The 13,598-nt window shown below is 42.3% G+C and carries 7 protein-coding genes; 3 read left to right on the top strand and 4 right to left on the bottom strand.

The features are described from left to right. Window positions 1–64 precede the first annotated feature (64 nt). Both H6541_02515 and H6541_02510 read right to left on the bottom strand, forming a co-directional pair. Window positions 65–3,235 (bottom strand): T9SS type A sorting domain-containing protein, encoded by a 3,171-nt coding sequence (locus tag H6541_02515; GenBank protein MCB9014640.1) that lies wholly within the window; start codon window positions 3,233–3,235, stop codon window positions 65–67. 501 nt (window positions 3,236–3,736) lie between these two features. Then, a complete protein-coding gene (locus H6541_02510; protein MCB9014639.1) occupies window positions 3,737–8,035 on the bottom strand; it encodes a T9SS type A sorting domain-containing protein in 4,299 nt (1,432 codons plus the stop codon). Between the two features lie 627 nt (window positions 8,036–8,662). On the opposite strand from H6541_02510, the gene H6541_02505 reads away from it, so the two are divergent. Both H6541_02505 and H6541_02500 read left to right on the top strand, forming a co-directional pair. Beyond that, on the top strand, window positions 8,663–9,382 hold the full coding sequence (locus H6541_02505) for a PKD domain-containing protein (GenBank protein ID MCB9014638.1): 720 nt from the start codon (window positions 8,663–8,665) through the stop codon (window positions 9,380–9,382). After that, a complete protein-coding gene (locus tag H6541_02500; protein MCB9014637.1) occupies window positions 9,382–10,689 on the top strand; it encodes a hypothetical protein in 1,308 nt (435 codons plus the stop codon). Before H6541_02505 ends, H6541_02500 begins: the two co-directional genes overlap by 1 nt. On the opposite strand, the gene H6541_02495 is transcribed toward H6541_02500, so the two are convergent. Further along, entirely contained in the window at window positions 10,684–11,412 is a 729-nt protein-coding gene (locus tag H6541_02495; GenBank protein MCB9014636.1) for a (Fe-S)-binding protein, read from the bottom strand. The two genes, H6541_02500 and H6541_02495, sit on opposite strands and share 6 nt — an antisense overlap. 197 nt (window positions 11,413–11,609) lie before the next feature. On the opposite strand from H6541_02495, the gene blaOXA reads away from it, so the two are divergent. Then, window positions 11,610–12,422, top strand: coding sequence for a class D beta-lactamase (blaOXA, locus tag H6541_02490; protein ID MCB9014635.1), 813 nt, complete (start codon window positions 11,610–11,612; stop codon window positions 12,420–12,422). A 52-nt stretch (window positions 12,423–12,474) separates the two neighbouring features. Here the strand turns inward: blaOXA and aroB are convergent, their stop codons facing one another. Further along, window positions 12,475–13,584 carry a 3-dehydroquinate synthase gene (gene aroB, locus H6541_02485; protein MCB9014634.1) on the bottom strand — a complete coding sequence of 370 codons (1,110 nt, stop codon included), beginning with the start codon at window positions 13,582–13,584 and terminating at the stop codon, window positions 12,475–12,477. Between the last annotated feature and the right edge of the window lie 14 nt (window positions 13,585–13,598).

Below are 13,598 nucleotides of genomic sequence, written 5' to 3'. Positions count from 1 at the left end.
AATTACTGAAATGTTAGTTCGTAATTAAACAATGGCTTTGGTTAAGCCCCTTATTTAATCCTGATTAGTTATTAAGTTTGCTAATTATCATCCGTTTCAGAATCACAGTATTTTCTCCCGAGAGCCTCAGGAAATAAACGCCATTACTCAGATGCCTTAAATCAATTTGGATTTCCCGCTGATGATTTCCCATTGTTTGCATAGTTTGAGAAGCCAGTTTCATTCCTGAAGGAGAATAAATATCCAACTGCAATTCTCCGTCTAAACCTTCAGCCACAACTTTAAAAACGCCATCAGCTGAAGGATTTGGGTATACTTTCAAACGGTTGTCTGATCCGTTTTCTTCAATCCCGTAGCTGCAGTTGGCAAATGTAAAATTAGCCGTGATATCAGCACTGTTGCTGCACTGGGTTTCAGGATTGGTAACCACCACCTGAAACTGCTGTTGGTCAAAACTAACGCCGGAAGTTTCAATATGGATGATTTGAGATTCAGCTCCATTGCTCCATAGATAATCGAAACCCTCATTCCCGGCATTAAGAAATACTGTATCATACACGCAAACACCAATCGTATGCTCGTCAATCAACTGCACCCGCGGATCAACAGGAATAAGATCAATCAGTGGCAAAGGATTTACAGAAACGGTGACTGTACCTTCTTCCGAATTAAATCCATCGTTAACAACCACTTTATATTGTGTTGTTGTTGCCGGGCTAACCATTGGTTCTGGTTGATTTGAAGTAAATCCGGCCGGAATAGAAGTCCATGTATATGAAACATAATTATTTGAGCCTCCGCCCGGAACGGCCCTTAGCGTGGTGCTTTCGTTCAGACAAATCACAGACTGTTCAGCCATTGGATTTACCTGCAGGGGGCCGCCTTCGAGTGTAATGGTAATCTCGTCTGTATCAACACATCCTTTGCTGTCGGTAACCTGAAGGCTGAAGTTTTGAGATTGATACAAATTATTGGTTTGGCCAATAACAGCATGCGGATCAACAAACAAGGCTTCAGGGGTCCAGTGATAGGTTGGATATTCTGATGAACCGCCAGTGACAGTTGCATTGATTGGAGTACTGGTTCCGTGAGGGATACCATAATCGTCGCCCAAATCAACAACCGGTAAATAATTAACAACCACCTGTTTCTGCGCTTCTGTGATGGTAAAACCATCAAAAACTGTTAACTTATAAGTAGTTGTAACCAGGGGACTAACCGTAACATCTTCAAGGTTGGAATTAAAACCGGCGGGTTCAGAAGTCCAGGTAAAAGTATAATCAGAAGATCCTCCTGAAGGCAAAGCATTCAGCTGGGTGCTTGATCCAATACAAATTTGAGCCGGATTAGCTACAATAGTCACAGAAAGGGGACCACCGGTTATGGTTACATTCATCCCGTCACTGGTCTCACAACCATTCTCATTATCGGTAGCCGTTAAAGTAAAATCAGTTGATGATGATAAAATCACAGTAGTAGGATCAACAACGGTCGGATTATCAACCAAATCGGCAGGAGTCCATTGGTAAGTATGATTTCCGCTACCGCCCGATGCACTTCCTTCAAGTTGGATGTATGTTCCGTAAGGGATGGTTTTATCAGGGCCAGCATTCACCACAGGAGTAGGTTTAACAATTACCGGAAGTGTAATTGATTTCGGACATCCGGTATTTGAAACAACCGTTAAACCAACATTAAAAGTACCAGCATTGGTATAAACGTGCGGCGGGTTCTGAAGGTTGGAGGTTCCACCATCGCCAAAGCTCCAGGCCCAGGAGGTTATACTTCCCGAGTTGATAGCCGACATATCGGCAAACTGTGTTTGAAGCCGGGTACAAAGGTTAGCTGCAGAAAAAGCCGCAACAGGCGAAGGCCTCACAGTAACCATGGCACTTCCGCTTGTTTGACCGGAGCAACCCGGATTGCTGATATTGGAAAGAGTATAAGTGGTGGTATTTGTTGGTTTTACCCAAAAGGTATAAGGACTTTGAGGGAAATGAACAACCATTGGAATGCCGGAACCGGCACTTACAGCAGCCTGAAATGGCCCGGGTCCTGTAGCATTGATGGTTATTTGCGCTGAATCACCGGCACAAATTGAAGCGGTTCCTGAGATAGAAGCTGTAGGAGGATCAATTACCGATACCTGAGTAGTTGTTGGAGCACTGGTTTGACCATCTACAGTTATAGTCATGGAATACTCCCCTGAATTACCATATTGTGCATTGGGGATCTGCGGGTTTTGAAGAGTACTTGTAAAACCGGCAGGGCCTGTCCACTGGTATGATGCATTGATAACCGATGCAGCAGTTAACTGAATGGTTCCGTTTACACAAACAGGCGAATTACTTGAAGCTGGCGGCGGCAAAATGGTACAATCCGTAGTTCCAGTACCACCACTTCGTTGAAAAGTAATATTGCAGGGCTGGTTAGAATAGTTAGTAATAACCAGAATATAATACTGACCCGTTTGTCCGCTTGATATCTGTGCAGTTTCAGTCGGATTACCAGAATAACTGCAGGAAACAACTTTGGAGTTTGTGAGGCCTCCATTCGTATTTGACATAGGGCATGGCAGCAACGGATCGGTAAAAGGCCCCCACAGACAATAATCAATATCCACAGACGGGGTACTGAACATGTAAATACTGATAGGCCCGGGATCCAGTATTTTCAGATGATACCATGCAGGATTGGGTTGGGTACTCAGGCAGTTATAAGCAGGCCCTTCCTGCGATGTCGTATTGGTACCCGCCGGAAATGTATAAATCGTATTGGTACAAAAAGGTTGCGATTTATGACAGGAATCATTAGGAGTACTTCTTTGCCCTGACAGAGCATAGGATTCAAGCCAGTTGCCGTTTTCAGCAACCAGATTCTGAATAACCTCCGTCTCCTGTTGCTTATCGTACTTTTGCTCCAGTGCTTCCGCCGAGGCTACAATCAGATTTACCTTTTGTAATAAATTATCGAAGTTAGCCTTGTCTGTATAAAAATAAATGATGCCGGTTTCATCAGACAATGCAACCTTGGTATCGCTTAATTTCTTAAAATCATTTACCATTAACATCCGGCTGAAATAAGAGTGCCCATCTAAATCAAGCCTGATAAACTTTGTTCCGTCATTTTCACTTACAACCTGTTGAGCCTGTAGAGACAATAAATTGCAAAGCATGAAAAAGAGCAGAAAAGCAATTCCAGACCAATGCCTTACATTCACAGTTAAAGAGCGCATTTTTTTCCTTTTTTAACAATCACCCGGAATGATTATTACTGGCACAGGCCTTTGAAAACCGCTTTCTTAAAAAGCAAAAGCATAAACAAAACAAAAGACAATCCCGCAATGGATTCAAACAAACTACAAGAATAGATGTAATTGACATGCTGCCAATTTCCCGTTGGAAGCAATAAAATCCCGGATAATTGAAGATTAAGTTCCCAAAATTAAAAACTAATTGATTAGCCCGACAATAATAATGAAAGATCTTAAAGAATTTTATTAAAATCATGCAACCCAATGCAAACAAATACCATCAAACACCAAAACTGCATTACATGTCAGGGAAACTTTTTACGCCGTTAAAGAAATAAGCTTTTTGCCATAAACACCTGAAATGCAAACAAAAAGCAACATCTGGCGCTTTGCCCTATAAGAAGGCTCAATCAAAAAAAAATGTCCTGGTCAAATTTCAAAGAGGCCAGGACATTTCAAATGAAATATTTTAAACTTCTGACATTAATTTATAGCTTTTGAAACCATCAGCTTAACAACAGATATCTCATCATTGGAAATCAAGCGGAGCAAATACATTCCCTCACTCACATGATGCAGATCAAGCTCAATACCTTCGTCAGACCAAACACCCGAATTTTCCATGACCAATTCTCCCCGTATACCAAACATAGTTAAACGATAAGTTCCGTTCAAGGGATGCACTGGTTTCAAAAGAACTTTATTTCCGGCAGGATTCGGATAGGCAATCACATTATTCAGCAGGTTATTCTCACTGATGCCATAAGAACAGTTGGCAAAATTGAAATAAACGCCCGCTTCAGCTCTCGTCACACATCCGGTTGTATTATCGGCAACTTCAACCCAGATATTCCGCATATCAAAACTAAGCCCGCTGGTCCATATTTCAAATGTCTTACCTGTTGATCCATCTGACCACAGGAAGGTTGAATTTGCATTGTTAAGGATAATTCTAACTGTATCATAAACGCAGGCCAGGATGGTATTGCCGTTATGAGGAACGTTCTCGCCAATTAAGGTGACTACAGGCAAAGGATTTACAGTAACTTTTATTTCCTTATTCACCGTAAAGAACCCGTCGTTCACCTGAAGTTTATAAATGGTGGTTTCTGAAGGCGATACAACAAGTGTAGGCTCATTTGAAATAAAACTACTCCCTTCAATCCATCCGAAAGTATAGCCCGACACCATGCCACCTGAAGGCAATGCACTTAAAGTTGCACTTTCGCCAAAGCAAATTGTATCAGGGGTTGCTACAGGGTTAGCTGTAAGTTCGCCACCTTCAACCAGCACTGTCATATTATCTGATTGACTTACACAACCATTCTGATCGGTAACAGTGAGCATAAACAACGAACTTTCCGTCAGTGGCAGCGTAGTTGGATTCTGTATCAATGGATTTTCAAGAAGTTCATCGGGACTCCAATGATAACTATAAGTCCCTGCGGGAGAAGCATCACCATGCAACAACGCCTGAGAATTGAAACTTACCGAAATATCATCTCCGGCATCTGCGAAAGGCAATGGCCAGACCTCTATCGTAATACTTGAATTGAAGCTGCTGATTCCATCAAAAACCGACAATTGATAAGTTGTGGTTATCTGAGGGTTCACTACCGGATTTTGCTGATTACTGAATACTACCCCGTTCAGCATCCAGGTGTATTGATAATTTCCGGTTAATCCGCCATAAGCCTGGGCATGAAGTTGTGAGGTCTGGCCAGTACAAATAGCCGATGGGGTTGCTGAAATCACAGCAAAAAGAGCAGAGCCCGAAACCTCAACCAGTACCTCATCAGTCGACTGACAACCCGTTGCCACATTGGTTACTGTGAGCACAAAATTGGTTGTATTTTGCAAAGCAACAGTGAGTGGTCTGAGCACATCAGGATTATTAAGCAAAGCAGCAGGTTCCCAATGAAACTGCAAATCCTGTAAACTACCTGAAACACTCCCTTTAAGGGTAATCACAGCCTCTGTTGAAACAACGGTGTCATTACCGGCATTGGGCAATACTGCATTGGAAATCAAAATATTAAGCGGCGGCGAGAAAACGCCCTGTCCGCAATCATTCACTCCGGCCACCTTCAGATGGGCCTCTCCCGTGAAAGCTGCTTGCCAGTTGATATTTACTGAATTAGCACTCACATTAAGGTTTCCTGCATTGGGAGGTGTCAACACCCATTCATAGGAGGTTGCATTGGCTAAAGGTGTGGTAGTATAGGTTCCGGTGCCGCCAGCATTACAGTAAACTTCCTGTCCGGCTGGTTTAGAAGCTGGCACAGGAATAACCAAAACCTGAATTTCAAGCACGGGAGACCAGGCCGAGGCACCACAATCGTTTACACCTCTGACTTTAAGCGTAGCCATTCCTGTAAAAGCAGGACTCCAGGCAATTTGAATATTATTTGCATTTCCGTTTATTGTTCCTGCATTGGCAGGTGTAAGTATCCATTCATAAGTATTGGCATTGGCCAATGGAGGGATATGATAAGAAGTACTACCCCCACCTGAGCAGTAAACAGCAGGTCCCAACGGCATTCCCGGAGGTAATGGAATGGGTAGTATATCAATCTGAAGTGCCGGCGACCAACCAGAAGGGCCACAATCGCTCACAGCCCTGACTTTTAAAGCTGCAGTCCCTGAAAATACAGGACTCCAGGCTATCTGAACCGAGGTGGAGTTTCCTGTAATAATTCCTGCATTGGCAGGTGCGAGATTCCACTCATAAGAAACTGCATTGGCCACAGGGTTTGTGGAATAAGTTACAGCAGCTCCTCCAGAACAACTACTGGAAGGTCCTGAAGGCTGTGTAGCAATCCCCGGCATCGGGACAATCTGAATATTTAAAACCGGAGACCAGGCAGAAGTTCCACAATCATTTACCCCCCGCACTTTAAGCTCGGCCGGCCCTAAATATGTAGCAGACCAATTAATTATAATCCGTTGTCCACTCCCTACAATTGTACCTGAATTTGCAGGTGTAAGAACCCACTCGTAAGAGGTAGCATAGGCAGATCCTGATGTTTCATAATCATTACCTACAGAGCCCTGACAAGCCAGTTCGGCTCCGCCAGGCCGGGATGTTTCTTTGGGCAATGGGTTAATTCTTACAGTGAGCGTTGGAGATACCAATCCATCGCCGCAAGGATTGGTTGCTGAAACCTGAATGCCCGCTTCACCTATATATTGATTGTTCCAGTTAACTGTCGCAGTTAAACCTGTACCTGAAATAACACCTGCGCTGGCAGGCAATAAACTCCACGTATAAGATACTGCATTGGGTTGCGCCGTGGTAGTATATTGTACATCTGATGGATTTTCACACAAATTGGTTTCGCCCTGCGGCACACTGGCTGCAGCAGGAAGAGCAAGCACTTCAACTGTAGCTGTATAGTTTGAACCCGGACAATCAGCCGAAGCTGCTATGGTGTTGGTAACACTATAAACACCCGGCGTTGTTGCCTGAAGATTAATTTCACCGGTAAAAGTGCTGACGAAAACCAAACCGGCAGGTGTTGCTGAAAAAGTACCAGCAGAAGATCCCACAGGAAATACAGGCAAAGGGTTGGATGCTGTAGTACAAAATGAGTTAGCCGGATAACTGAACGAGGCCGATGGCGATAACACTACTGTTAAAGTAATTGATTCAGTATCAGGACAAGGACCATTGGTAAGATGTGTAATGGTATAGGTTCCGGCTACACTGGTGGTCAGATTGATATTGCCATCAGTTGCATTAATATCCAATCCGGCAGGTGTGGCTGTATATGTTCCTCCCGGGAAAGGAGCATTGGGAACTCCTGAAAATCCACTTTGACATAATGTAGACGAACTATAAGAAAATGATGCGTCATCCATAGGGATAACATTCACCGTCACATCATCGGTAAATACCTGCCCGCCACAAAGGTTAACAACGGCTGTATAAACAGTGGTAACAGCAGGGCTAACAACCAGTTCAGGACCATAACCCACAATAGTACCACCCGGATATCCACCTGAATACCATTTGATACCACTGGGCACAAACCGCGTACTTTCGTTACTGACAGTCCATGCGGTTGAGTTACGTCCCGTAGCTGTAAATGCTACAGTTCCATCGTTATTATGAACACCTTGTGTAGCAGTACCCCCACCCCAGTTCGGGCAGTTCGGCTTTTGGGTCAGATGGTTCTCAATAACACTGCTTTGTTCATTCAACACAATTTGAAAAGTACCATAACTACTGGTACAACTGAACATAGGGCATTGGTACCAGTAAACAACCAGCTTTCGGTTAGGCGCAGTACCTGTTGTTTTATAAAAAACGTATGGAGGTCCGTTAGCTGACGTTGACCCGGGGTGCCAATCCTGCCAGGGAGCCATGATGCAGTTTTTAGGTACATTTGATGCTGTGCTTGGAATTGCCTGACTGGTATAGGTTGTCCAGGAAGTGTTTGTCGAAAATCCTACCCAACCATTGCTTCCAATATAAAACTGATCGTAATAGGTATTGAAAAAACAAAACTGAAATCCGATTGAAAAAGGACCGGCAATCTGATCATCCTGATTTCCTGCAAAAGTTACCGGAGTTCCGCCAGTGTAGGACTCGGGCTGATAAGGGTACACTTCAAACGAATAACTGTCTGTACCATAACCACCAGTGGCACTGGCATTTAATGTTGCAGTACTGCTTTGACACATCGTTACATCTTCGCCGGCATATATCTGAGCTTTTAAAGTTGAAGCAAGTGCCACAAGCAAACAAAGTGCCAGCAATTCTCTAAATCTGAAAGTCATAAATATCCTCCCTGGATAAATAAATAATAAGGCCACTGTTACTCAGTGACAAGTTGAATGTTAAACCCTGTTCTTATTCTTAAATAAATTCAGTTCAAGTTAGCAAACAAAAAAGGCAGCAGAGAGAGTAAATGAGTTTTGTACTGAAAAATACTTTTTAAAATTTAAAAATTAGTCAATCTATATTCCGGCTTTCAAATTATACTTATCCCCTATTCAGAAGAAGTCGCCCAACAGGCAAAACCGCTTTGAATTGCGGGATAAAAGAAAAACAAAAAATTAAAGAACCCCGAACCATTGACAGAAAAAAAATGCAACAACTGTATGCTATTACCGTAAAAAACGAAAGTTATACCATACAGCTCAGGTAATCAAAACAAAAAGCAATAATCAGAAAAATAGCTCAGAAATTAAACATACCGGCACTTTTCATAACTATGCAAAATGCCTGCAATAATACACCTTTTTTCGTAAACTGACTTTTTAAAAAAGACGCCGGAAGATAAAATTTATACTGATCTTGCAAACAAGCGGCTACCTGGGCAATTTTGGTGGTCAAATATTCGTTATTTTTGCACAGTACAAACGACAATACAAAATACAACATCTTATATCAGAGACTCAAACATGAGATTTCAACGACAATATCCGGCCATATTCTTCATCATTTTACTACCAGGCATCCTGCTGTTCACCGGTTGTCAAAAAGGAGGCGATAATACTGAAAACCGGCTACCAAAGGCAAAATTTACGGTCACTCCAGTAAGAGTTGAGCCTAACACTACCGTTTATTTTGATGCAGACAGTGTATCTGATTTTGAAGACCCTTACAATCAGCTTGAAGTCAGATGGGATTTTGACAATGATCTGATTTTTGACACTGAGTTCTCCACTACGAAAACAATAACCCACCAATACGCTTCAAAAGGCGTATATTTTCCCAAACTTGAAGTACGCGACACCAAAGGGATGACAGATACTTTGAAAAAGCTGGTTGTAGTTGTTAGTGACACCTTAAATCTGCCTCCTTATAATTTATCGTATCTCACCCCACCTGATTATCAGATTTGGATGGAACCGACCATAATATTTAAATGGACATGTGCGGATCCCGAAGAAGATGCTCTTCACTTTGACATTCTCATTGGCACTGATATTGGTTCAATGCACGTTGTGCGTTCCAACATTACAACCTTTAACCTTTTAGACGGCGAAGTTCAATACGAAACCACACTTACCGATTATTTTGCGCTCAACCGCGACTATTACTGGCAGATAGCTGCCCGCGATGATTCAGGAAATTACGTCCTGGGACATATCAGAAAGTTCACCACACGTCCTGAATAATGCATGCAAGATTCAGCCTGTTGCCATTGCTGTTCCTCATTACGGCCTTGTTAACCGGGCAAGTTAAAGCGCAGCAACTATCTATTGATGGATCGCTTAAAAACTACAGCGACAAGACAGTTTTTCTTCAAGCGTTCATGGGTGCAGATGCAAAAATCTGCGACTCTGCTGTAACAGATGTTCACGGGCATTTCAATATGCTTTCAGCTGGCCCCAAACCTTTTGGTTTGTACAGAATCCTGCTGGAAAACCGACGGTTTCTCGACTTTGTTTATACGGGCGAAGCAATTTCTTTTTCAACTGATATAAATCATCTGCTTGACAGTATGAAGATTTCGCAATCAGGCGAAAACAAGCTTTATTATCAATATTTAAAATACAGAGTCAACAGTCAATATCGCCTGCAGATATTAAGAAGAAAGCTTCCTGAAATACCAGTAAACAACGAGCACAGCAGGGCTTTACGTGATGAAATCCTCTCACTTGAGCAACAGGAACTTGATTTTACTTCGCATTTAATCCAAACCCTTCCCTCCTCCTTAACGGCTAAGCTTATCAGCATCGACCGGACTCCAACACCAGACCCATTATGGGATAACCAGAAAAAAACATCATACTCTTACCTCCATTATCTTGACGAAGGGCCTTTTGACGATACGACACTATTACGAACCAATGCGATTTCTGCCAAAATCATTTCCTATTTGTCACTGGTAATTACCATGAATAAAAATGCTGACAGTCTCTCAGAAAAATTCAGAGATGCTGCATTAAATCTGCTGGCTGCCGCAGAGCCATCCCAACCCATGTATAAATTCATCCGGGAATACCTGTCAGAAGGATTTAAAAAGCTTGGATACAACGAATTAGCCAGGGAAATATCAACCCTGCCCTTACCTTTTGAGTACACCCAACACGAAAGTTTTGTTGGAGAGAAATTCCCTGTGTCAAGGTATAAAATCAACCAGCAGGAAATAAGAATACCCGGCAAAGACAAAAAAACCGCATTGCTGATTTCGTTGCCGGCATGCGAATGGGGCAAAAAAATGGAGTCTGAGTTGGTATTAATGGGCAGTAGTCTTTCTGCAGCTGATTGGCAAATGCTTATCTTAACGGATTCTATCCTGGCCAGTGATTCAATGCCGGCAACAACAACCAGAATAGTACTGACTGAGAAAGAGAAGAAAAAACTTCATAAAATGATTAAAAACGGCGAGGGGCCAATCGTTTTTTTAATTGACAGACAAGGCATTATTCAATCCCAGATCCGTTCATGGATACACATGAAAAAACGAATAGAATTATAATTCGTCCCAGCCGGAAGCAAGTATATCAACGAGGTGAATGGTTTTTAATGGTAAATTCTGCTTTTGAATAATTCCTTCCTGATGCATCAGACAGGAAGCATCAGTTGAAACAATATACTCAGCACCAGTTTTAAGCGCCTGCTGAAGTTTATGATCGCCCATAGCCGTTGAAACAGCCTCATGTTTTACCGAAAAAGTGCCTCCGAAACCACAGCAAACATTCGTCTCCTCCATTTCAATCAATTCGATACCACGCACGTGACTTAACAAAATTCGTGGTTCATCCTTTAGGCCGTATTCGCGCAGTGCAGCGCAACTATCGTGATAAGTAATGCGGTGATTAAAAGTAGCCCCAACATCTCTGACATGCAATACATTGACCAGAAAATCAGATATTTCGAATATATTCTTCCTCAGCAATCTGTATTCATTGTGCAAAGCTGAATTATAAAACATCTCATCGTAGTAATTTCTTACCATGCCCACACAGGAAGCTGAGGGAGCCACCACATACTGACAATCCTTAAAATCATGAATAAACTTTTCGCCCATCGATTTGGCGTGATCCCAAAAACCACTGTTAAAAGCAATCTGCCCGCAACAAGTCTGGTTTTTGTTATACCTAACGCCAACGCCCGCTTTTTCAAGCACTTTTACCATGTTAAAACCGGTTTCAGGGTAAAGCTGATCAATAAAGCAGGGGATAAAAATATCAACAATCATGAATATGCAATTTTAGAACAAACCTACGCTATATTTGCGGAATTATCAACGAAATTGAAAAATTTGAATCCGGCAAAGAATGCATCTGTCTTTCAGGAGTTGAAGCAGTCAATTTCAGAAACAAACAATTAATTCCCGGATTTTTGTGTTAGGGCATAAAAAGATTATAATCTCAAAACCCCGGAAATTGCAGAATCATGAAAAAAGACTCTATCGTAAAATTCGCTGTTTTATTAATGCTCTTATCTGCATTCTCGGGCCTGAAAGCACAATCAACTGCATCAGACACACTTGCATGGGGCATGATTTATAAAGAGTTTGGTGTAAGCGGAACATTTGTGCTTTATAACGTAAAATCTGAGGAATACACAATTTTAAATCAATCCAGAGCCAATGTGCCTTATTTGCCGGCATCTACCTTTAAAATAATGAATGCTTTGATTGGGTTACAAGAAAAAGCAGTAAACGGAAAAGACGAAATTTTCAAATGGGATGGCACAAAGCGCAGTGTTGAAGCCTGGAATCACGATCTTACCTTAGAGGAGGCTTTCCGGGTATCTGCTATATGGGTTTATCAGGAGCTGGCCCGCCGCTCAGGTCGCGAAGCCATAGAAAACTGGCTTACAAAATGCAGATATGGAAACATGAAAACCGGGCCTCAGATAGATAATTTCTGGCTGGAAGGTGATATTGCCATTTCGGCTATGGAACAGTTAGCCTTTGTCAAGTCGCTTTATCTGGAAGAGCTGCCATTTGACAAGTCAGTGCAAAAACAGGTAAAAAACATGATGTTTGTTGACTCAGTTCCAGGGCGCAGTTTGTATGCCAAAACCGGCTGGGCAGCCAGAATTGCCCATCAAATTGGCTGGTACACCGGCTTTGTGAAAGCTGCTGACAACACCTGGATATTTGCCATGAACATTGACATTATCAAAGAGGATGATTCCAGATTCAGAACGCTCATTACCAGACGCATTCTATCGCAGAGCCGAATCTACCCGGAGAAATAAATTTTACTCTCAATTGCATCCACAACCAATTCAATGGATTTAAGCAGTGAGCTTATCCTTCAACAGGAACATGCCGGCTAAAATCGGTATACCTGAAAAGACATTCGCGAACAAGAGCCAGCTCACAATGATGACCTTCAACCGCTTTACCTATATCACGCAGTAAAGTAAGATTCAGACGACCTTTGCGGTTTTTTTTGTCATAATTGGTTATTTCAACCAGCTCATCAATGGCCGTTGTCGGGATTTTATAGTGATTAAAATTCAGCAAAATCTGTTTAACAAGTTCATCGCGCTGTGTATGGTCAAATCCGAGAATCCTGTATGAAATATATGCTTCACATATCATTCCCATAGCCACGGCTTCACCATGAGTTAACGACGATTCGTCATGACGTAATGAATATGTTTCAAAAGCGTGCCCCATTGTATGACCAAAATTAAGCAGCCTGCGCACCCCGGTTTCGTTAGGATCCCGATTCACAATCTTGCTTTTTATCTGAATGGCCTCCAGAATAAATTCCTCCCAATTGCTGATGACAGCCATGGGCAGGCGAGTAAGTCTTTTCCAGAAATTGGCGTCAGCAATAAGCGCATGCTTCATCATTTCGGCATAACCTGAAAGCATCTGCCTGTGAGGCAATGTATTTAAAAAACCGGGCCACACATAAACCCCTGCCGATTTCGAAAACAAGCCTATTTGATTTTTCAATGAATAAAGGTCAACGCCAGTTTTTCCACCGTGAGAAGCATCAATCATGGACATAAGCGTTGTAGGGATGTTGATAAAGGACATACCCCTGTGAAACACAGAAGCAGCAAATCCTCCCATATCAGTAATCACACCTCCACCCAGATTAAAAAGCAACGAATTGCGATTTGCACCAGCTACAGCCATCTGATTCCAGATTTTTTCACAGGTTTGCAAAGTTTTCTGATCCTCACCGGGTGAAATAATAATTTTATAGGCCTTCTCAAGCTGTGGTACCATTTCTACCAGCAGCGGATAACAATCTCTCATTGTATTGTCATCGGCTAAAAGAAAAAAGGTTTCTTTTGACGACAATTCAGAACTGAGGTTGGTCTGTAACTTTTCAAACACCCCCTGACCTACATAAACGGGGCTTCCTGCTATCTCAAGTGTATGCAATTTCTTCGCCATATTGCAAACTTACA

This window comes from Lentimicrobiaceae bacterium, from assembly GCA_020636745.1.
Taxonomy (GTDB): Bacteria; Bacteroidota; Bacteroidia; order Bacteroidales; family Lentimicrobiaceae; genus Lentimicrobium.
The sequence above is the reverse complement of the archived record's forward strand: the minus strand, read 5'-3'. Positions and strand labels throughout refer to the sequence as shown.